This window comes from Vibrio sp. Y176 (assembly GCF_033438945.1).
Genome location: NZ_JAWOQS010000003.1, coordinates 589,794 through 612,404 on the forward strand (window position 1 = coordinate 589,794; position 22,611 = coordinate 612,404).

19 protein-coding genes are annotated in these 22,611 nt (G+C 44.1%); 7 read left to right on the forward strand and 12 right to left on the reverse strand.

Annotated elements, in window-relative coordinates; translation table 11 throughout:
* Positions 1-7 precede the first annotated feature (7 nt).
* A complete protein-coding gene (locus tag R7O13_RS11005; RefSeq protein ID WP_005378449.1) occupies positions 8-1,567 on the forward strand; it encodes a SpoVR family protein in 1,560 nt (519 codons plus the stop codon).
* Between the two features lie 80 nt (positions 1,568-1,647).
* On the opposite strand, the gene kdsB is transcribed toward R7O13_RS11005, so the two are convergent.
* From kdsB to msbA, 4 genes are read right to left on the reverse strand one after another with little or no spacing between them, the layout of a single operon-like run.
* The gene (kdsB, locus tag R7O13_RS11010) at positions 1,648-2,403 is read right to left on the reverse strand and encodes a 3-deoxy-manno-octulosonate cytidylyltransferase (RefSeq protein WP_318303835.1); all 756 of its coding nucleotides are present in this window, start codon (positions 2,401-2,403) and stop codon (positions 1,648-1,650) included.
* Positions 2,403-2,582, reverse strand: a complete 180-nt coding sequence (locus tag R7O13_RS11015; RefSeq protein WP_005378451.1) for a Trm112 family protein — start codon at positions 2,580-2,582, stop codon at positions 2,403-2,405. The genes kdsB and R7O13_RS11015 overlap by 1 nt, the downstream gene beginning before the upstream one ends.
* Positions 2,563-3,570, reverse strand: a complete 1,008-nt coding sequence (lpxK, locus tag R7O13_RS11020; RefSeq protein ID WP_054729263.1) for a tetraacyldisaccharide 4'-kinase — start codon at positions 3,568-3,570, stop codon at positions 2,563-2,565. The genes R7O13_RS11015 and lpxK overlap by 20 nt, the downstream gene beginning before the upstream one ends.
* Positions 3,571-3,575: 5 nt before the next feature.
* Entirely contained in the window at positions 3,576-5,324 is a 1,749-nt protein-coding gene (msbA, locus tag R7O13_RS11025; RefSeq protein ID WP_104978934.1) for a lipid A ABC transporter ATP-binding protein/permease MsbA, read from the reverse strand.
* A gap of 345 nt (positions 5,325-5,669) precedes the next feature.
* Here msbA and R7O13_RS11030 point away from each other — a divergent pair, with 345 nt between their 5' ends.
* Positions 5,670-6,659: a glycosyltransferase family 8 protein gene (locus tag R7O13_RS11030; RefSeq protein WP_213964256.1), complete on the forward strand. Its 990-nt coding sequence runs from the start codon at positions 5,670-5,672 to the stop codon at positions 6,657-6,659.
* Between the two features lie 3 nt (positions 6,660-6,662).
* On the opposite strand, the gene R7O13_RS11035 is transcribed toward R7O13_RS11030, so the two are convergent.
* Positions 6,663-8,948 (reverse strand): DNA internalization-related competence protein ComEC/Rec2, encoded by a 2,286-nt coding sequence (locus tag R7O13_RS11035; protein WP_318303839.1) that lies wholly within the window; start codon positions 8,946-8,948, stop codon positions 6,663-6,665.
* Between the two features lie 8 nt (positions 8,949-8,956).
* Here R7O13_RS11035 and R7O13_RS11040 point away from each other — a divergent pair, with 8 nt between their 5' ends.
* The gene (locus R7O13_RS11040) at positions 8,957-9,466 is read left to right on the forward strand and encodes a DUF2062 domain-containing protein (protein ID WP_005387834.1); all 510 of its coding nucleotides are present in this window, start codon (positions 8,957-8,959) and stop codon (positions 9,464-9,466) included.
* Positions 9,467-9,615: 149 nt separating this feature from the next.
* Here R7O13_RS11040 and lolE read toward each other — a convergent pair whose 3' ends face one another.
* Genes lolE through lolC form a run of 3 tightly spaced genes read right to left on the reverse strand, consistent with a single transcriptional unit; the run spans position 9,616 to position 12,771 of the window.
* A complete protein-coding gene (lolE, locus tag R7O13_RS11045; protein ID WP_025766930.1) occupies positions 9,616-10,860 on the reverse strand; it encodes a lipoprotein-releasing ABC transporter permease subunit LolE in 1,245 nt (414 codons plus the stop codon).
* 2 nt (positions 10,861-10,862) lie between these two features.
* Complete coding sequence (gene lolD / locus R7O13_RS11050) at positions 10,863-11,570, reverse strand: lipoprotein-releasing ABC transporter ATP-binding protein LolD (RefSeq protein ID WP_318303842.1); 708 nt, start codon at positions 11,568-11,570, stop codon at positions 10,863-10,865.
* Positions 11,563-12,771, reverse strand: a complete 1,209-nt coding sequence (lolC, locus tag R7O13_RS11055) for a lipoprotein-releasing ABC transporter permease subunit LolC (protein WP_262628492.1) — start codon at positions 12,769-12,771, stop codon at positions 11,563-11,565. The genes lolD and lolC overlap by 8 nt, the downstream gene beginning before the upstream one ends.
* A gap of 249 nt (positions 12,772-13,020) precedes the next feature.
* Here lolC and R7O13_RS11060 point away from each other — a divergent pair, with 249 nt between their 5' ends.
* The 4 genes from R7O13_RS11060 to R7O13_RS11075 all read left to right on the forward strand — a co-directional run bounded on the left by R7O13_RS11060 (position 13,021) and on the right by R7O13_RS11075 (position 18,541).
* Positions 13,021-13,590, forward strand: coding sequence for a hypothetical protein (locus tag R7O13_RS11060; protein ID WP_054576371.1), 570 nt, complete (start codon positions 13,021-13,023; stop codon positions 13,588-13,590).
* Positions 13,591-13,595: 5 nt separating this feature from the next.
* The gene (mfd, locus tag R7O13_RS11065) at positions 13,596-17,057 is read left to right on the forward strand and encodes a transcription-repair coupling factor (protein ID WP_318303844.1); all 3,462 of its coding nucleotides are present in this window, start codon (positions 13,596-13,598) and stop codon (positions 17,055-17,057) included.
* Positions 17,058-17,064: 7 nt separating this feature from the next.
* The gene (locus R7O13_RS11070) at positions 17,065-17,832 is read left to right on the forward strand and encodes a peptidoglycan binding protein CsiV (protein ID WP_021707672.1); all 768 of its coding nucleotides are present in this window, start codon (positions 17,065-17,067) and stop codon (positions 17,830-17,832) included.
* A gap of 160 nt (positions 17,833-17,992) precedes the next feature.
* A complete protein-coding gene (locus R7O13_RS11075; RefSeq protein WP_005387823.1) occupies positions 17,993-18,541 on the forward strand; it encodes a GNAT family N-acetyltransferase in 549 nt (182 codons plus the stop codon).
* Between the two features lie 76 nt (positions 18,542-18,617).
* On the opposite strand, the gene R7O13_RS11080 is transcribed toward R7O13_RS11075, so the two are convergent.
* From R7O13_RS11080 to lpoB, 4 genes are all read right to left on the reverse strand, one after another.
* Positions 18,618-19,907 (reverse strand): NAD(P)/FAD-dependent oxidoreductase, encoded by a 1,290-nt coding sequence (locus R7O13_RS11080; protein ID WP_005378463.1) that lies wholly within the window; start codon positions 19,905-19,907, stop codon positions 18,618-18,620.
* 533 nt (positions 19,908-20,440) lie between these two features.
* Complete coding sequence (gene ycfP, locus R7O13_RS11085) at positions 20,441-20,983, reverse strand: alpha/beta hydrolase YcfP (protein WP_054729258.1); 543 nt, start codon at positions 20,981-20,983, stop codon at positions 20,441-20,443.
* Positions 20,984-21,058: 75 nt separating this feature from the next.
* The gene (thiK, locus tag R7O13_RS11090) at positions 21,059-21,940 is read right to left on the reverse strand and encodes a thiamine kinase (protein WP_115385840.1); all 882 of its coding nucleotides are present in this window, start codon (positions 21,938-21,940) and stop codon (positions 21,059-21,061) included.
* Between the two features lie 24 nt (positions 21,941-21,964).
* Positions 21,965-22,555: a penicillin-binding protein activator LpoB gene (lpoB, locus tag R7O13_RS11095; RefSeq protein WP_005378467.1), complete on the reverse strand. Its 591-nt coding sequence runs from the start codon at positions 22,553-22,555 to the stop codon at positions 21,965-21,967.
* Positions 22,556-22,611 lie beyond the last annotated feature (56 nt).

The following is a 22,611-nucleotide window of genomic DNA, read 5'->3' on the forward strand; positions in this document are numbered from 1 at the left end:
GCTAGCGATGAATACCGCAACGAGAAACCTCTCAGGAGAGGCGCCTAAGAAGCGTAACAGTAAAGTGTTGCCAGATGGACCAGATTGGACATTTGAGCTGTTAGAGCGATACCACAAAGAAATTAAGCGTGTCGCGGAGCATTATCGCCTAGACACTTACCCTAACCAAATAGAAGTGATTACTTCAGAGCAGATGATGGATGCCTATTCAAGCATCGGCATGCCAATCAATTACAACCACTGGTCATTTGGTAAAAAATTCATTCAAACAGAGCAGAACTATAAACATGGTCAAATGGGGCTAGCCTACGAGATTGTGATTAACTCCGACCCTTGTATTGCTTATTTGATGGAAGAAAATACGGTAACAATGCAAGCACTCGTCATAGCGCACGCGTGTTACGGCCATAACTCTTTTTTCAAAGGTAATTACCTATTCCAAACGTGGACTGACGCCAGTTCTATTATCGACTATCTGCTGTTTGCCAAAAAGTACTTAGCCGAATGTGAAGAACGATATGGCGTAAAAGAAGTGGAAAAACTGCTCGACTCTTGTCACGCATTAATGAACTTTGGTGTAGACCGCTACAAGCGTCCAGAGAAAATCTCAATTACAGAGGAAAAAGCAAGACAAGAAGAACGCGAAGCATACCTACAGTCTCAAGTTAATGAGCTTTGGCGCACGGTACCAACAGCCAAGACGAAAGAGGAAGACATTAAAGAGCGATTCCCAAGCGAGCCTCAGGAAAACTTGCTCTACTTCTTCGAAAAACATGCGCCGTTGTTAGAGCCATGGCAGCGTGAAGTTGTTCGGATCGTCCGTAAGATCAGTCAGTATTTTTATCCGCAAAAACAAACGCAAGTCATGAATGAAGGCTGGGCAACGTTCTGGCACTACACCATACTCAACCATCTTTATGATGAGGGCTTGGTGTCTGAAAAATTCATTCTAGAGTTCTTACATAGCCACACCAGTGTCGTGGCTCAGCCACCTTATAACAGCCCTTACTTTAATGGCATTAACCCCTACGCGTTAGGCTTTGCCATGTTCCGAGATATTAAGCGTATCTGCGAAGAACCAACTGATGAGGACAAGGAGTGGTTTCCAGACCTAGCAGGAACCGACTGGTTAGATGCAGTGCATTTCGCGATGCATAATTTCAAAGATGAAAGCTTTATTAGCCAATACCTTTCTCCGAAATTAATGCGTGATTTCAAGCTGTTTGCGATCAACGATGATGATCATAAGAACTTTATTGAAGTCGCTGCTATACACGATGAGATGGGTTATAAACGCATTAGAGAAACCTTAGCCGCTCAGTATAACTTATCTAATCTTGAGCCAAACATTCAGGTGTTCAATGTCGATGTCCGTGGTGATCGATCGCTTACGTTGCAGTACGTTCCTCACAACCGCATCCCACTTGATGATAGTTACGAAGAAGTTCTAAAGCACGTGTATCGATTATGGGGCTTTGATGTCATTCTCCAAGAAGTGAAAGACACCGGTCACCGAGAGGTGTTAGCGACCTGCCCTAAACGGAACCAATACGACACTAACATTTAACTAATACCGCGATACGAGTAAAACAAAAAAGGCTCCTAATTCAGGAGCCTTGTTTATTCTTAAATCTATATGAGCATTTGTTACGCTTGCTTTGCAACAATCGCGCGCACGGCTTCTAGGTCTTCGGGCGTATCAACCCCTGCCGCTGGTGCTTCTTTCGCTACCGCCACATGAATTTTTTCACCGTACCAAAGCACTCGCAGTTGCTCAAGACACTCAATCTGCTCTAATGCACTTGGTGCCCAGTTGACATACGTATTAATGAAACCAGCTCGATAAGCATAAATACCAATATGACGCATTAATGGGTTGGCAATGGTTTTGTCTTGTTTAGCAAAGTTATCGCGATCCCAAGGGATGCTTGCTCGACTAAAGTACAACGCATAGCCTTGCTCATCTGCGACAACTTTAACAGCGTTCGGGTTGAACACTTCCTCTTCCGAGTCTATTTCTACAGCTAACGTCGCCATCGGGGCTTCACACCCAGATAAGTTATCAGCAACCTGACGAATGATGGACGGCGGAATCAAAGGCTCATCCCCTTGCACATTAACAATAATGTGGTCTGACGGAATAGCCATTTTTTCAACAACTTCGGCAAGACGCTCCGTACCTGATTCGTGGTGGGGAGAGGTCATACAAACTTTACCACCAAATGACGAAACCGCTTTCGCAACACGCTCGTCATCAGTTGCAACGATGACATCTTCCGCACCCGCTTGTAGCGCTTGTTCATAAACCCACTGAACCATAGGCTTACCACCAATATCCGCTAGCGGTTTACCAGGCAAACGGCTCGATGCGTAGCGCGAAGGGATGACAACCGTAAAAGACATTAGCGTCCCTCATCCATGCTCATAGTGCGAGCTTCAGGCTCTAGCAGAACTGGAATACCCTCTTTGATCGGGTAAGCAAGGCGATCCAATTTGCAGATCAACTCTTGATTATCTTTATCGTACGTCAGCTTACCTTTGCAAACAGGGCAAGCTACAATCTCAAGTAGACGGTGATCCATAAGCCGCTTTAACCTCTTTTATTCTATTTAAAATTTGCTCTGCATCGTTTGACTCAAACTGGGCAGATACAGGCAGATACCACCAATTATCTTGCGCATAATGGCTGCACTTGACGGCATCTTTCTCGGTCATAATCACATTGGTCCCTTGTTGAGCCAATGCTTCTAATTCTTGTTGATCAAAGTCTTGATGGTCAGCAAAACCTTTTGTGACTTTAACATCTGCGTTCATCGAGTTTAGTGTATGAAAAAAACGCGGAGGATGCCCAATGCCCGCAAATGCGACGAGATCTTTCAACTCCGAGACATCCACATGTTGCTTAGTCTTAAGATTAATAGCTTTAGAGGGTGCTAAAGCCATTGCGATTTCACCCGTATGCGCTTGACCGCCATTGGTGATGATAAAGTCGACTTCTTTAAGTCGCTCAATACCTTCACGTAAAGGACCTAATGGAATCAGGCTTTCATTCCCAAACCGGCGATTCCCATCCACAATCACTAACTCAATATCACGGCCTAACGCATAATGTTGTAATCCATCATCCGTAATTATGATATCCACATCCAAATCTAGCAGTGCTTTCACTGCATTTGAACGCACAGGATCTACCGCAACAGGTGCTCCTGTACGGCGATGAATCAACTTAGGTTCATCGCCACAATGCTTCGCTGGCGTATCTTCTTTTAGCACTAACGGATAGGCAGGAGCCTTTGCCCCATAACCACGAGAAACAACCCCCGGCTTAAAGCCCATTTGCTGTAGTTGCTCAACAAGCCACACAACAACTGGTGTTTTACCATTGCCACCAGCAGTGATATTGCCAACCACAACAACAGGTATAGGCGCATTATAAGCTTGCTTGCGGCCAGTTTGGTATTGCTTTCGCTTTGACTTGCTTATCGCTCCAAATAATAAACTCAGTGGCCACAAAAGCGGCCACAAGAGATATTTTATTGGATGGCTTTCAAACCAGATTTTTTCAATCACCGCGCTTATTCACCAAACTGAATACGGTGCAATTGTGCATACGCACCATTTTTCTCAATAAGCTCAGCGTGGTTGCCACGTTCAATGATGGCACCATCATCAACCACAAGAATTTCATCGGCTTTCTCGATTGTGGATAAGCGGTGCGCTATTACAAGTACCGTTTTGTCTTTTTGCAGCTCATCAAGTGCAGCTTGAATAGCTCGCTCGGATTCGGTATCCAAAGCCGAAGTTGCCTCATCAAGAATCAGCACTGGAGCATCACGCAATAGAGCTCGCGCAATCGCAACACGTTGGCGTTGACCACCAGACAAGCTAGCACCATTTTCACCAATCATCGCATCTAGTCCGCCATCCATCTTACTGATGAACTCCATCGCATGCGCGAGTGTTGCCGCTTTCTCGATATCACTGCGCTCGTATTGGCCATCCGTTGCGTACGCAATATTGTTTGCTATCGTGTCATTAAACAAATGAACATTTTGCGATACTAGTGCAAATTGCTGACGTAAATTCTTTAGCTCGTAATCACGAATATCATGCCCATCTAATGTGATAGATCCACTGCCAACATCATAGAAGCGGTTGAACAAGTTCGCGATGGTACTTTTACCTGAGCCAGAACGGCCAACTAGCGCCACCGTTTTTCCTCTTGGAATATCGAAGCTGACATTTTCCAATGCTGGTTTTTCTGCGCCAGTGTAAGTAAAGCTTACGTTTTTAACCGAAACATCGCCATTTGCGCGTTCAACTGTCAACTTACCTTCGTTTTTCTCAGGCTCGAGGTCAATTAACGCGAAGAGCGTTTGGCTCGCGGCCATACCACGTTGGAACTGAGAAGTAACGTTAGTCAGCGCTTTAAGTGGGCGCATCAGACCAAACATTGCAGAGAAGACAACAGTAAATGTCCCTGGAGTCAACTGCTCTTTAATCGAATCAATACTTGCTAAATAAAGAACGGCAACAATTGCAAGTGATGCAATCATTTGGATGATAGGGTTAGCCGCCGCTTGAGCCGTCACCAACTTCATGCTTTGTTGACGCATTTGGTTGCTGACTTTTTCAAATCGTTTACGTTCGATGTCTTGGCCGCCATAGCTCAGCACAACTTTATGGCCTTTCAGCATCTGCTCTGCTGATGCAGTTACGTTACCCATCATGGTCTGCATATTTTTGGATATTTTTCTAAAACGTTTAGAAACAACACCAATACCCCATGCTACAACGGGAGCAACAGCAAACAGCACTAGCGACAATTGCCAGCTGTTGTAAAACATCAAGACTAACAGACCAATGATACTTGCGCCTTCACGGACAATGCTCACCAACGCTTGGCTAGTTGCCGCTGACACTTGCTCTGAGTCGTAGGTTATACGCGACAATAAATTGCCCGTCTTTTCCTTATCAAAGTAAGACACCGGCATATGCATAAAGTGATTGAACACCATGCGACGGACTTGCATAACTACGTTGCCAGATACCCAACTCAAACAGTAGGTGGAGACAAATCCACTTATGCCACGAATGAACATCATAGCAAAAATAATCAATGGAAGCGTGCGTAAAAAATCAGACTCAGCGTTCCCAAAACCTTCATCGAGTAGCGGTTTTAGCAAGGAAATCATATAAGTATCTGATATTGCATTAATAACTAATGCTAAAACAGCAACGATTAGGCCAGATTTATAAAGGCGTATAAATTGCCAGAGACGCTTAAACGTCTGCCAAGTCGTTTCATCAGTATTTGTTGACATAGAAGTGCTTTGTTTTCTTACATTAAGGCATTCATTCTACTCTGTTAGCGCTCATATGCCTATCCCTAGAACGTACACTAAGTTTGCTAACGTATAAGACTGCCACTTTTACCCAGTAGATCTCCAATGTGTCATTGGCTAACCTACTCTGACTCAACTGATATTCAATCTTAAATATGAAAATTGGGGGATCAAGCCTCATCGTGAAGCAAACTTGACCATCGTACCTGTTCATCTACTGATAAACATTAATAAATGTGTTATGTCCACTTAGAGAAAGTCTTTTAGTCTTTTATATTTCGCTCTATACTCTTGATATGTTCATTCTTATTTACAATAAAAAATATGCAAGTCATTCCCATTGTTCATTGCTTTGATAACAACTATGTTATTCCAGCTGCAGTAGCATTCTATTCTTTGCTTGAGAAATCAGATAAAAACTACAAATATCAGATATATGTCTTACATGAAGATATTACGCTGCTAAATCAAGAAAAATTAAAAAAAACCATACAAAAATTCAAAAACTCAGAGCTTATTTTCATTAATTTCGATGAAAATGTCGACTTTGAAAATGATTGGAAAAACATAAAGACAAAAGGTCATTACTCTAAAGCTATGTTTTACAAACTTAGTATTTCAAGTTTAATTAAAGAACATAGAAAAATGATCGTATCTGATGTCGATGTTATTTACTTAAATGACATTTCAAAAGATTTTATAGAATATAATAACAACGATGATAATAATTATATATCAGGGGTATTCTCTGTAGATAAGATCCTAAGCTATAATGATGTTTATAAAAAGAGTTTTTCTAATGAAGAGATTAGCCAACTGAAAATAGGTGCTGGATACTTTTTTATGAATGCCGATCTCATTAGAAAAGATAATTTAGAGAAAAGGTTTAAAGACTACCTCGAAAAAAACTCTCACAGATTAATACAGCCAGAACAAGACGTTCTAAACTTCTGTTGTCACCCTAGAGTTGGAAAATTACCCTTAAGAAACATGGTTTGTAACTATGTGTATAGTATGTATGACAGAAAAGAGTTTGTGGATGAGGTTAACTATACTAAAGAAGAATTATTGGATGCATATGATAATCCGATTCAACTCCATTACGCATCAAGAGTAAAACCATGGAACAAATTAGATTCTATAAAAGCTAACTTGTGGTTAGAATGTATACTTAAGACCGAGTTTTTCGAAGACTACTTTTCTAGCTTAGAGCAACTAGCCAGACCAAATGGTGAAAAGAAACTATTTAGTTTTACACTACCATTAAAAAAGAATAAAAAATTCAGGTTGGATATATTAAAAATAAAAAGCTAAAACTTACAGACCTAATTCGACATTAGGTCTTTTTATATTAGTTCCGCTACGCAGCATATGCCTATACCAAGGCTCAAATGTATCGCTACGTTTGGTTTCTGAGCGCCAATTATCACGGTGAATAAAGAAGCTTACCTGACCACCCTCACCAGTATCAAGCCAAGTGACGCCAAGTTTTCGGTATGAAGCAACGACACTTTCCGCTGGCATTCCCCATCGATTGTTTTTTGCTAAAGAAGCAACCGCCACACTCGGGCTCACCGCCTCGATAAATCGAGGATTCGATGAACTTTTACTCCCGTGGTGAGGGACTAGCATCACATCGCTTTGTAACTTTCCGGGTTCTCTAAGCAAAATCCACTCGCTAATGGCCTCAATATCACCAGTAAAAAGCATACTAAAGTTAGAAATAGGGTCAGTAAGTCGTAATACACAGGAGTGCGGATTATACGCACGTTGAACAAGTGCAGGAGGCCAGAGCACTTCCATGTTTAATCCTTGCCATTTCCATTGGTCGCCTCTAGTGCAAGGCTCATATTCGATAAAGAATTGACTACTAAGTTTACGCTGTGGAGAAAAGGCATCTTCAATGAAAAAGCGGCCGCCTGCGTGATCATTATCGGAATGGCTTAGAATCAGTGTATCTATGCTTTCATAACCTCGTTGATGCAAAACCGGAGTGACGACCTGCTCTGCGATACTGCCGCTTTGCCATGCTTTACCAGTGTCATACAGCAACACCTTGTCGTCTTTTTCTACAACCACTGCAAGGCCATGACCTACATCTAATACATCGATACGCCAATGCGGTTCATACTCCGCTGCAAACTTGATACTAATAACGATGCCGAGTAACAAATACCACGCGTACTGAGACATGAACCGTTGAAATATTAAGCAAACCACTATCACCATAACCAGCATTGTCATTTCCATGCTAATGGGTTGCCAAGAACCTACTGCGTACTGTATTGACGTGCTCAATGGCTGTAATGACCAGTCCACCAAATGCCACAGAGGCTTCGCTATCATTTCAAGAAACAAAGATGAGAACAGGGCTAGAAACATCAAAGGTACAACGATAAATCCGAACCAAGGAATAAATACCAAGTTGTAGGCTATTGAGGACAAACTAAAACCGGAGAAGAAATGGCCACTAACAGGTACGATTAAAGCGCTCAACATCAATTGAGTAAGCAATAACGCTTTTAATCGCGCTTTCCAACCTCCCCTTTGATGTCGAATCAAATTAATTGCGAACAATACCGCACAAACGGAGAGGTACGATAACCAAAAGCTCATACTGTAGGATGCAAAAGGTTGGACAAGCAGTTGTAGAGATACTGCAAGCAAAAGAACTCGCCAAGAAGTCCAGTGCACCAGAGTATACTTCAGGAGAACGTAAACAACGCATACCGACACTGCTCGCGTAGTAGGCAGAGAGAAATCCGCTAACCAAGCGTAGGCAACAGCGAAGATCAGCCCATATAAGCTAGGTAACAACTGGTATTGGGGTAATAGATAACGAACGGTACCGCCCACGACTAGCCCAAAAGTAAACGCCATACCAATATGTAAACCAGAAATGGAGACCAAATGCAGTAAACCACTGTCCCTGAGCGCTTGCCAATCTTCCTTTGACAACCAAGAACGGTCAGCAAAAACTAACGCACTTATTAACGAGAAATGATGAAGGGAAGACACATCATCAGCGACATCGGCAATAATGGATTGACGCAGAGATACATTAGAACGAACAATCCACTTAGCATCTTTGTTAACAACCGCTCGGGCGATAATATTTTTACCCATCGCGTGCTTTTCAGCATCAAAGCCAGCTTCGTTGCGTAGACCTGTAATCGGCTTTAACGAGATGGATGTCGTAAACTCACTGTTAACATCGAGTGGAAAAGGCGTAATAAGACGGATTTTAGGTTTAAGAAAAGGTAACAGAGTTTGAGAATTTACCGCTTCTATAGCGACAATACCTTCATAACCGTGACTTATTTGCGTAAAAGGGCTGTCAACTTTACCAATTATGGTAATATTCTCCCCTGCTTGAAAAAGGGCTTGTCTCTGAGACTCCAATACATTGCCGTGGACGATGACAACCATAAAGCCCGCAATTGCGCCTATGCTAATTAAGCCACGACGTAATTTGATTATTGAGCCAGTGGTTATTATTCCCAGCAGCAACCAACGCCAATCTGGTATTGTCGGCCACCAAGCTGACGAGATTACGCTCGCTACAAATAACGCCAAGGTCCAACTTTTTTCTGAGAGAGTCATGCTGTCCTATGCCTAGAAAGCTGATAAAACGCTTCATGCCAGATCATGAATTGATCAAACGCCAAAAAGCATTGAAGGTCTTCGGCAATGTGTTGTACAACCCAAACTTGTGGTGCTTAAACCGCCGCTCGGCATCAGGGGCTTTTGCTGTCGGGTTATTTATGGCTTTTGTTCCGCTGCCGAGCCAAATGATCATGGCCGCTGGTTTGGCCATTATGTTGGGTGTCAATCTGCCCCTCTCCGTCGCTTTGGTATGGATCAGCAATCCTATCACTATGCCTGTGCTATTTTACTTTGCGTACAAGCTAGGTGCTCTAGTGATGCGTCTTCCCCCGCAACCTTTTCACTTTGAACTATCGTGGGAATTCATCATGCAGCAAATGAGCACCATTGGACCTCCATTTCTATTGGGCTGCGCAATTTGTGGGGTTGTATCCGCGATTATTGGCTACTTCGGAATTCGAGGGCTTTGGCGCTACTCCGTGGTACGGAGCTGGCAAAAACGCAAAATAAGATAAGACCTTACTGCGTAAAAATCAGCATTTGAGCTATCAGTTGAGGGGCATCTAACAGTTAGAATGAAACGCGATGTTACTCAAGTCGGATAAATACAAAAAAAGGACCGAATTCGGTCCTTTTTGTTTTTCGCATATTGTAAAACAATCAGCTATTTAGAACTCAGTACAGCCGCCGGATTCAACCTTGCGGCACGAGAAGCGGGATACCACGTCGCAAGTAAACTAAGCACTATCGCCGTCACTGACACCAATGCCACATCTGGCCAGTGTAGTTGTGATGGTAAGAAGTCGACGAAGTAAATATCGCCCGATAAAAACTGATGACCAATTAAGCTCTCTAACCCTTTAATTAACGGGGTCAGATTTAACGCCACTAAGACACCGATAACACTGCCGACGAGACTGCCAAATACACCAGAGAATACACCTTGCCAAACAAAGATCCGTTTGATTAGGCTATCTTTTGCTCCCATTGTTCGCAAAATTGCAATTTCCGCCGCTCGGTCTTTCACTGCCATCATCAACGTAGACACAATATTAAAACATGCCACGCCAATCACCAGTACCATCACCAAGTACATAATGGTGCGCACGAGCTGAATATCGCGATACAAAAAACCAAACTTTTGCTGCCAGCTTTTCAAATACACATAAACATCAACCATGCTACCAACCTCGCGAACAATAGAAGGCGCATTGAGAACATCGTCCGTTTTTAGTGAAATGCCAGTGACCCCTTCCCCTAATCTCGCATATTGCTGAGCATCCGCTAATGGTACTAACGCTAGAGAGTGGTCGATTTGGCCATTCAACGTTAAGAACCCTGACACCTTCACGCGCACACGCTTAGGAGCCTGCACTTTATTTGCGCCGCCTGTTTGCGGAATCATTAACGTAACGTAATCCCCCACGGCGACATTTAGCTCGTTTGCTACACCTCGGCCTAAGATCACTTGCTGCTGACCGGCATAAAAGTTTTGCCAAGCTTCTTGGTCAATAAAATTCGACAAGCTCGACACCGCTTGCTCGAAAGTAGGCTCTACGCCACGAACTTCTATCGCTTTTAGCTTACTGCCTTTTTCTGCCAAACCCGTAAAACGAACGTACGGTGCTGCCGCGACAACATGTTCATGTTTTAGAGCTTGATTCATCGTTTTGGTGTAGTCATGAAGTGGTCCATTAACACCTTCTAACTCGCCGTGTGGGATCACAGACAACACACGCGATTGCAGCTCGCGCTCAAAGCCATTCATTGCAGACAAACCGATAATGATCACAGCAACGCCAACCGCTATACCAATGGTCGAAGAAAGCGATATGAAAGACACCATCTTGTTGCGCTTTTTCGCTCGACTGAAGCGACCACCAATCATCAAAGCTAAAGAGGTAAACAAAACTAGCCCTCCGCAGATGCTGTATCAGTCACAAAACGATCTACGAGCAAACCATCTTGCATGTGCATTTGACGATCCATTTTTGCTGCCAGCTCTTTGTCATGCGTGACAACCAAAAATGCAATGTTTGACTCTTTATTGAGCTCGCGCATCAAATCATAGATAGACAGTGCCGTATTGTGATCTAAGTTCCCCGTAGGTTCATCAGCCAAGACCAGATCAGGTTTATTCACCAATGCACGCGCAATCGCAACACGCTGACGCTCACCGCCCGATAACTCGGAGGGTCTATGTTGCATCCGATGACTCAAACCAACTTTATCTAACAGCGCTTTAGCCGCCTGTTTTGCATCCGCTACTTTAGCACCGCCAATCATCAGTGGCATCGCCACATTTTCAAACGCAGTAAAGTCAGCCAATAAGTGATGAAACTGGTATACAAAACCAAGGTGCTTGTTGCGTAATGCCGCCTGTTTGTTCGAGCTCAAAGCTGATAGGTTTTGCCCTAGAAAATCAACTTCACCATGAGTTGCGTCATCTAACGCACCTAAAATATGCAATAAGGTACTTTTTCCCGAACCAGAAGAGCCAACAATAGAAACCAACTCCCCTTTGTCGATATCGAAACTTACGCCTTTCAACACTTCCGTATCTAACGAACCCTCTCGGTAGACTTTACGAATATCACGACATTCTAATAGCTTATTCATAGCGAAGTGCCTCAGCAGGTTTAACAGAAGATGCTCGATAAGAAGGATAAAGCGTAGCAGCAAGGCTAAGAGCAATCGCCAACACCACCACTAAAAGAATTTGCATTGAATCAATCAAGATGGGTAGATGACCACCAAAGCTGAATAGCGCCACACCAGCAGATTCAAGAATCGCATTTAGATTAAGTGACAAGATCACGCCCGCAGCGCCACCAACAATCGCGCCAATTACACCACTGCTTGCACCTTGCACCATGAAAATGGTCATCACTTGAGATTGAGTCATGCCTTGAGTTTTCAATATTGCGACTTCTGATTGTTTCTCCATTACCACCATGATCAAAGCGGAGATAATATTGAATGCAGCGACACCCACAATTAGACCTAGCATAAGTCCCATCATGTTCTTTTCCATTTTCACCGCTTGGAAAAGCTCACCACGCTGTTCGCGCCAATCACTCCATTCCCATCCATCAGGCATGGGTTGGTCAGCAAAATCCGTCACCATAAATGGGTCAGAGAAAAAGACACGCCAACCAGAAACCGTGTCTTTAGGGAAACGCATCAGCTTAGATGCATCCGTCATGTTCACAATCATTAATTGACCATCAACGTCCGATCCCGTATTGAAAATGCCTGAGACAGTGAAGTTTCGCTGGCTAGGAATACGACCAAGTGGGGTAAACTGCGTCGCGTTGGTCACCATCAAGCGTACTTTATCCCCGATTGAGACCTTTAGTGAACGTGCCAAACTGTGACCCAAAAATACATTGTAGTCACCTGCTTGAAGTGACGATAATCGTCCGGCAATCAAATGGGTGCTAATCGGATCGCCTTTCTTAGGTTCAATACCGATGAGGTAACCAGCCGTCAGCTGTGCAGAACTCTGAATAACAGCCTCTCCTCTAACGATAGGCTCCGGCTGGGATTCACTCGACATCGCTTGAACAAATGGAGGAGCAGACTCGGTCATAGGCGTTTTTCCATCGTGTTGCGAAACAACGGCATGAGGTAGCACACCTAAAATGCGTTCTTTTAACTGCGATTCAAACCCGTTCATCACAGAAAGAACCGTCACCAACGCCATTACACCGATCGTAATACCCGCCGTCGACATATAAGAAACAAATCGGCTGAACCTATCTCCAGAGCGTCCCCGAAGATACCTTAAGCCAATAAACAATGAGATAGGATGATACATATAAGACAAACCAACTGGTTGTTTTGATATAAAGCTTTAGCGGATTATCTTACCTTACTCTTCTCATTAAGAAGACAAGAGAATCGCTAAATTTGTCAACGACATGCAATAAGTCTGTATTTAAGGCAAAAAGTTCAAGGACAAATCGGCTAAACTTGATAACTTCATTCAGTTAGCGATAATCAGTGCCCTATTTCTCTTTGTTTGTTGAGTGAACAGGGAGCGCTCACTGGCAAAAGGATCGACTATATGACAGAGCAAGAATACTTTACCGTCCATCATAACCTCACCATCAACGTCGAAACGTTGAGTGCGGACTTTGCTTTGCCAGATGAAGAAACATTTGTCTCCGAAATTCCAGCACCATTTATTGTCGCCAGTGAATTTAGTCACTTAGATATGTTGGCAGACAACGCGCGTCTAGAGCTGAAAAACAAAGAGTTAAAGCATGTGATCAACTTGCTTGATACGCAAAACGCGAAACTTAACCTCTTGTTGAGCTTTATGCTTTCACAACAAGATGACGCCTCCATTCGATATCAAACGACGCAGTTTGGTGCTAGTCAACTCAGTTTCCGCTCAGATACAGCGTTAACTACTCAACAACTCGTTCGTGTTAAACTGTTCCTCGATCACCCTGCTGCGGCGATTTACTGTTACGCTCAAGTAGAAGAATGTGATGCTTCAGAGCAAGATTTCATTATCACGCTTAGATACAAGATGCTCCGAGAATCTGATCAAGATTTACTGATAAAGGCAGCACTGTATCAACAACAAAAACTTTTACGTCAGCGCTCGATGGAGCGAGATAAAAAATAATTCCTATGACAAAAGCAACGATTCTTTCCGTCACCAACCCTTCAGAGCGTGGCGACAAAAAACAGCTAGGTAATTTGCCGGGCGCAGCTCTACCTCTAGCCATTGCAGAGCTAGCCAAACAGCATTCGAGTCACTCGCTACTCGTTGTGCCTGACCCGCAAATTGCTTTAAAGCTTCAGGCAGAGATTGAGCAATTCACCGACCAAACGGTAAGCCTGTTCCCCGACTGGGAAACGCTGCCTTACGATAACTTTTCTCCGCATCAAGAAATCATCTCTGAACGTATCGCACGCCTATACCAACTGCCAAGTCAGCGTGATGGCATAACCATCGTCCCGGTCAGTACAGTATTGCAACGCCAATCGCCACGTGATTTTCTGTTGCAACACACTTTAATGGTGAAAACTGGTGATCGAATCTCGCTAGAGAAGTTACGTGTACAACTTGAAAATTCAGGCTACCGCCATGTAGATCAAGTATTTGGGCCAGGTGAATATGCAAGTCGTGGGTCTATTCTGGATCTCTTTCCTATGGGCAGCAATGACCCGTACCGCATCGACTTCTTTGATGATGAAATAGATACCATTCGCACGTTTGATCCAGAGAACCAACGCTCTATCGACGATATTCAGCAAATCCAATTGCTGCCTGCACATGAATTCCCAACCACTAAAGAAGCGATTGAAGATTTCCGTACACGTTGGCGTACCCAGTTCGACGCACGCCGCGAGCCTGAATCAATCTACATGCAAGTGACCAAAGGCACGTGGCCCGCTGGTATTGAGTATTGGCAGCCGCTGTTTTTTGACCATACCGAGACTTTATTTGAATATTTGCCAGAAGACTCTCAAGTCATCACATATGGTGATATCGAATCTGCGGTCGATACTTTCTTAACCGATGTCGAATATCGATACGACCAGAAAAAAGTTGATCCGCTGCGTCCTCTTTTGACTCCTGAACAGCTTTGGTTGAAAAAAGACGAACTTTTCAGTCAACTAAAACAGCTCCCTATCGCTCAATTGAGCCTAGATAAAGTGGTTAAGCGTGCCGGTCGTCAAAACCTACCCGTACAATCGTTAGCCGAGCTTGGCGTTCAGCAACAAAATAAAGAGCCGCTCTCGCGCCTTCGTCAGTTTAGTGAGCAATTCAGCGGCAAAATCGTTTTCTCGGTAGAGTCAGAAGGTCGTCGTGAAGCACTAACGGAGCTGTTGCAAGGCATCAAAGTTCGGCCAGTCGTACATGGCTCACTTTACCAAGCTCTAGACTCGGGTGATCGATTCAGCTTGGTCTTAGGCGCAGCAGAGCATGGTTTCATTCACGAAGATCTGAACTTCGCTCTGATCTGTGAAAGTGATCTACTCGGTGACCGTGTTATCCAGCGACGCCGCAAAGATAAAAAAGCCGTCAACAGTGACACCGTTATTCGCCACCTTGCCGAACTAAAACCCGGCCAACCTGTGGTTCATATTGATCACGGTATTGGCCGCTACATCGGTTTACAAACACTTGAAGCCGGTGGTATGAAAACGGAATACGTCACCCTTGAGTATCAAAACGATGCCAAGCTCTACGTGCCAGTTTCATCACTGAATCTTATCAGCCGTTATTCTGGCGGCGCTGAAGAGAGTGCGCCACTGCATAAATTAGGTGGTGAAGCGTGGGCAAAAGCACGTCGTAAAGCGGCAGAAAAAGTGCGTGACGTCGCGGCAGAATTGCTGGATGTGTATGCAAAACGAGAATTAAAACCGGGCTTCAAATTTGAGCTAGATCGTGGGCAATACGCAACATTTAAAGCAACATTCCCGTTTGAAGAAACAGATGACCAAGCGATGGCCATCAATGCCGTATTGTCAGACATGTGCCAGGCAAAAGCAATGGATCGCTTAGTATGTGGTGACGTGGGCTTTGGTAAAACGGAAGTCGCTATGCGCGCAGCATTTGTCGCAACGGATAACAGTAAACAGGTCGCTGTACTCGTACCAACAACCTTGCTTGCTCAGCAGCATTTCGAAAACTTCCGTGACCGTTTTGCCAACTTACCAATCCGAGTTGAAGTACTGTCTCGTTTTAAATCTGCCAAAGAACAAAAAGTCATTCTGCAAGACGTTGCCGATGGTAAAGTAGACATTGTCGTTGGTACGCATAAGCTGCTTTCGAGCGACATTAAATTCAAAGATTTAGGTTTGTTGATCGTTGATGAGGAACACCGCTTCGGGGTTCGTCAAAAAGAAAAAGTCAAAGCAATGCGTGCGGATGTGGACATTCTTACCCTCACCGCAACACCAATTCCACGCACACTGAATATGGCAATGAGTGGCATGCGAGACCTGTCGATCATCGCGACACCTCCTGCACGCCGTTTAGCCATTAAAACCTTTGTTCGACAAAAAGAAGAGCCAGTGGTCCGTGAAGCGGTACTGCGTGAAATTATGCGTGGTGGTCAGGTTTACTTCCTGCACAATCAGGTTGAAACCATTGAAAAAACGGCAGAAGACTTACAGAAACTCATCCCAGAGGCACGCATTACCGTGGCTCATGGTCAAATGCGCGAGCGCGAACTTGAGCGAATCATGAATGACTTCTACCATCAGCGCTTTAATGTGTTGGTGTGTACAACCATCATCGAAACCGGTATCGACGTACCAACGGCGAATACCATAATCATGGATCGTGCGGACAATCTTGGCTTGGCGCAGTTGCATCAATTGCGTGGCCGTGTTGGACGTTCGCACCATCAAGCCTATGCTTACTTATTAACGCCACATCCAAAAACCATGACCAAAGATGCCATCAAGCGTCTTGATGCGATTGCTTCACTGGAAGACTTAGGTGCTGGCTTTACGTTAGCAACCCACGATTTAGAAATCCGTGGTGCTGGTGAGCTGCTTGGTGATGAGCAAAGTGGGCAAATTCAATCCGTTGGTTTTACACTTTATATGGAAATGCTGGAACAAGCAGTGCAAGCATTAAAAGAAGGCAAGGAGCCATCTTTGGATGAGCTGCTTCGTGAGCAAACTGAAGTGGAAATGCGAATCCCAGCGCTCTTACCAGATGATTACATTCCGGATGTAAACACACGACTGTCGATGTACAAACGCATTGCGAGTGTCACAAGCAGTGATGAACTATCAGAGCTAAAAGTGGAACTGATTGATCGCTTTGGTCTGCTTCCAGACGCAACAAAGAACTTACTTGCCGTCTCAGAATTGAAAATTTCGGCTGGTAGTTTAAAAGCGAAAAAGATAGAAGCCCATGATAAAGGTGGATTTATCGAGTTTTACCCTGATGCTGACATAAATCCAGCGTATTTAGTTAAACTGCTGCAATCACAGCCGCAAAAATTTGCAATGGAAGGTCCAACTAAGTTCAAGTTTAGCGTACCATTGGTGGACCGACGTAAACGCATTCAGTTTGTTCAAGACTTACTGAATGATTTTAAACAGAATTTATTACCAACGAGCTAATAGTCGAATGAGAATACTGATCCCGTTATTGCTTCTATGTGTCTCAATGCCCTCTTGGGCACAGCGCCAATTTGATATTGAAGTGATCATTTTCAAGCGAGCAGTCGACGCTGAAAGCACAACAGAATCTTGGCCGAATCAACTGCCAAAAATCGATATGGAAAATGTCGGTAGCCTAGAGAGTGAATCCTACCGCCGCTCTAAAGGCGTGACACTTTTGCCAAGTTCTTCTTTCCGTCTCAACGCGCAAGAAGCGGCACTAAATAATCATGCCGGCTTTAAAGTGCTTAAACACGTAGCCTGGCGTCAAGGTGACCGAGGTAAATCTAGCGCCCCAATTTTCCGCATCGTTGGCGGGCGAGATTTCTCTGATTCTTATCAAGCAGATGGCCGCCCAATCAATGGCAATCAAACATTTTCCAGCGACGGTTACAGTGAAGAGACGGTCAATGGCCCTTTATATGAACTAGATGGTCGATTCCAAATATACGTACAGCATTACCTCTTCGCCGAAACAACACTAGATCTGCGCGAACCAAGTGTTAGAGAGGTGCGTTTTGAACCAACCTCAACTGAGCAATTGGCGGATGACTTAGGTGAAGTAGATGGTAACGTCCAAGTCGGTAACTTGGCAGAAATATCGCCGACAGTAACCGAAGAGAAATTCCTGAAGAGTTATCGAATGGATCAAAAACGTCGTATGCGTAGCAGCGAGACTCATTACCTAGATAACCCGTTGATGGGTATGATCATTCAAGTTCGTCGGGTTCGATAAGCACGAGCGGTTCGACAAAGCGCAGCAAAGCTGCGCTTTGTTTTTATCTGCTATACCTCAATTATTCCTAACCAACGCAGAGCAAGGAAAATAGCTGCGTTCAAGTATAAATAGACAGCTTTCAATTTACTTACACTCAACATGGAAGTCGTATTAGTTCATGAGTCCAGACTTTGAAATCATTGCGCCCCGCTTAGCGCTCAAGCTCATCCCTGCTGAAGAAGCACATTCACTACAACGATTACTTGCAGAATCCCCTTCGCTGCACCAATGGCTTGATTGGTGTGATAAAAACGTCACATTGAAAACCGCGCAGGACTTTCTGTTGGCAACCCGTCTTAACTGGGTCAAAACTGAGGCTTTTGGTTTCGGTATCTATGAGCGGCAAAGTAACACTTTGGTTGGAATGGCAGCGGTTAATGAGTTATATCATACGTTTAATATGGCGAGTATTGGTTACTGGGTTGCCGACCGCTATCAACGGCAAGGCTATGCCCAAGAAGCCGTTAAAGCCTTAGCAGAATTCTGCTTCGCAAAGCTAAGTTTAACTCGACTAGAGATTGTTTGTGACCCCGACAACGAAGCTAGCCAAGCCTTAATTGAGTCCGTCGGTGCACAAAAAGAAGCCATCGCCAGAAACCGGTTTATTTTTCAGGGTAAGCCTAAAGATGGCGTTGTGTTCTCACTTTTACCGACAGATCTAACATAAACAAAAAGCCACCGACTTGCGGTGGCTTCTGCATTTTTTAAGATACAACACATCCACACAGAGTGGATTTAAAACCTTAGTGCAGCTTAAGGTTTGGACGCAGCACGCGATTAATGCGGCCGACGAGCATCATCAGACCGGTTTTGAATACACCGTGCAACGCCATTAGGTGCATGCGATACAATGAGATGTAAACGACACGAGCAATACGGCCTTCTACCATCATCGACCCTTTAGTTAGGTTCCCCATCAGACTACCAACGGTTGAGAAGCGACTTAGAGACACTAATGAACCGTGATCTTTATATACGTAGTCTTTCAACTCGCGCCCGTTGATCTTCGCGACGATGTTACTAAATGCCTGGCTTGCCATTTGGTGTGCAGCTTGAGCGCGTGGCGGCACGAACGAACCGTCAGACTGGGTGCATTGTGCTAAGTCACCAATAACAAAGATGTCATCATCTCGTGTTGTCTGTAGTGTGTTTTTCACTACAAGCTGATTGATACGGTTCGTTTCTAAGCCAGCGATATCTTTAATAAAGTCTGGAGCTTTGATACCCGCAGCCCAAACCATGATTTGAGCTGGGATCTTCTCACCATCTTTTGTAGTAAGGCCATCTTTTTCAGCTTTAGTCACCATAGTGGCGGTGCGCACGTTTACGCCCAACTTCACCAACTCTTGATGAGCAGCAGAAGAAATACGTGGAGGTAACGCTGGTAAAATACGCTCACCTGCTTCAATCAGATTGACGTTCAACTTGCTAGAATCAAGATCACCGAAGCCATAAGTGCGCAGCTCTTTAACAGCATTATGTAACTCAGCTGATAGTTCAACGCCAGTTGCACCAGCACCAACAATCGCAATATCGACCGTACCGTTACCGTTTTTCGCGTGCAGCTTTAGGAACTCGTTGTTCATTTCTGTACGGAAACGGTGTGCTTGCTCAGGGCTGTCTAGGAAAATACAGTTTTCACGAACGCCAGGCGTGTTGAAGTCGTTTGATGTCGAGCCAATCGCCATCACTAGAATGTCGTATTCTAGCTCACGGCTTGGCATAAGAAGTTCACCGTGTTCGTCTTTAAGCTCACTTAAGATGATCACTTTACGTTCACGGTCGATGTCTTGAAGACTACCCATTTGGAAGTCGAAGCTGTGGTTTTTTGCATGAGCTCGATAGCTCAGTGCATCTACTCCTTCGTCCAAAGAACCTGTAGCAACCTCATGCAATAATGGCTTCCACAAGTGGCTCGCTTTTCGATCGACTAGCGTAATTTGCGCACGGTTTTTGCGACCTAGAGTTCGACCAAGCTTAGTTGCCAACTCAAGACCACCTGCACCGCCGCCTACAACGATAATGCGTGTCACAATGATTTTCCTCTACAAAAATGAATATATGGGGTTCAGCTCGATGCATGACTCACAAACATTTGTGGCATCCATCCAACCGATGAATTCTTGGTTCTTAGAGGTGTCTCAATTACTTGGATTAAAAAACTGCCACTCACCTTGAATCTTTATCTATCAATGACTTGTCAGGGTTTGGCATGTTTATCTGGTACGCATACGACGCCAGAATTTTTTGGGCAAGTTTATTACTCGCTCTCAATTTTTTTTGATATTTATCAAATTATTTTAGTCCGGTTCATTATATAGAGACCAACTTTGAAGGCAACCAAAATCCGTGTAACGAGTACGGATTGACTACTTTTCGACTACTCTACAACAAGGTGTTCGTGCTACATAGGAGGGAAGTAAGAAAACGGTAAGGAGAACACAATATTCAAAGCGTTAAACCAAGAAAATGTGCCTTTCAAAGAGACAGTGGCTCGGCATACTCAAGAGAAGGAATCGCAGCAAAGCAGCCGATAAAAACGCCGCTTTACTGTCTACACTCAACATTAATAAGTATTTTTAAATACCTTTATCGCTTGTAAATGATGAGAGATTTTTTTGAACTTATGAGACTGAGTTTCATCCCAAATGATTTGATAGTGTTTTCCTAACTCAGCTGCCGTTTTCGAATTGTCATGCACTTCATCATCTTTAGAGAGAATCACTAAGCAGTGCGCTTGATTTTTCGCTCGAAACTGATCAACACATTTTGTTGCGATATCTTCGTACTCTTCTGGGCGATCGATTCGACCAGCCATCGTTTTTTCTGGGTGCAAGTTCGGGTTGAACATCACTTGTTTGATACCGCATAGAAAACCAATTCGCTCAGACCAGTAACCACCTAAACCAACCCCACAGATTAATGGGTTTGGGTCATCAGATTGATCGATAACTTTAGACACTTCTTTTAACAAGTGTTGCATGTCGTGCTTTGGGTGAAGGGTGCTGTAATTGATAAAACGAACGTCGTCGTCGATAAATTGCAGTTGAAGAACTTTTTCGTGGTTACCCGGGCTTGTACTGTCAAAGCCGTGTAAGTAAATAATCATGTGTACCTCTCCCTGTGTGTATCTGGTACTTTTATTAAAACTACCACTATTTCCTTACTGTTAAAGGGGAAAATATCACGAGTTCTCAAAACAGTGATCTTCCATACACAATGAGCCTTTCAACTCATACGCACTGTTTAAGTATTGTTCATCTCCCCACAATTTATAGGCAAGTAGATACCAGAGCATCGCCATCACCAAGGTTCTTGGTTGCCAAGCGTGTACACCTCTCAGCCAAAGAGACACATCTTCGATACCTCGAAGTTGGCAGTACTGCTTTACCGCTTCTTCCACAGGCGCATTCGCGACCTGAATAGTTAAGGTCAAATCAAGCCTAGGGTCAGCAATCCCGGCATACTCCCAATCAATGACTTTCACCCCACTCTCCCCTCGCACTAGGTTGTAACACCCCAAATCGAAGTGACATAGGGCAAGCGGAACAGGTGCAACGTTCGGTTCCGTGCGCCACTTCATGTACAAAGCCTCAAACTCCGTACCCACATACTGACCATCAAGCTCAAGCCAATAATGATCGATGCGAGAAATATATGAAAATGGAACCAAAGGAATTGCGCTTATCGGATATTGATGAATCTTCGCCGCAATGGATAATAAATCGCTTAGTGCTAAGCCTGACTCCGTCAGTGCCTCTCCTTCTATCCATTCCACCAGCAACCCTTGCTCATGAATAAAAACTGGCTTGGGGCCAATTTCCAATGAAGAGACTGCATTCAGCACTTGATATTCACTGTGACGAGAAATTGAAAAAGCCTTGCAGACATGACTGGTCGGTCGCCAGATGTATGCAAGGCCTTGAGAAGATTCCAACCGCCAACAACGGTTGGTGAGCCCCCCGGTAACAGTTTGTACTTTTACCGGAGGCTCCGTAAAGAAGCCATCGAGAGCGTTAAGACTCGGATCTAACTGTTTTGCTTGTTGCCAAGAAAACCATGCCATTGATGACTTCTCCACCCTGTTCGATTAAAGACCGAATAGGCTCTTAGATTGCGCTTTACGAATTTCAGTTTCATCCGCCCACTCAATCAAACCTGTTTCTAGGTCCATTAGGCGCATGGTCATCTTGTAGTATACATCTTTATCGCTACCTGCATTTTTCACAATGCTAGATAGGTTGCCGTAAAGCATGTATTGAGCACCAACCATTTTACCAAATTGGATAGCTGTGCTTTGGTTAACAAGCTCATCCGTGTTTTGGAAGTTAAGTTGTTCACGCACAGACTCAACACGATCCATATCAACAAAACGGAACTTACCTGAGTTCAACATCTTAGTAGAGATCGTGTCAGTAATGGATTCAGTGTCAATATGTTCACTGGTTTTGTTCTTAATTCGCTCAACAAAAACGATAGGACGTTGGTCACGAGTAATTGCTGCTACAGAGCCCGACATCATCATGCTATCCACCATTTCAGCCGCGATTTTTTGTAAATCTGTTGAGCCAAAATCGATAGTCGTGGTTTCTGTTGCTTGCGCATCGCCGTAAGAGACTTTGTTAGAACAGCCACCTAAAATGACGGCAAGACCTAAAAGAGCAATAATACTTTTTTTCATGAGAGTTCCTTAGTTTTTCAATACCAGCGCATCGTTAGCGCGGCAGCTTCGGCAGA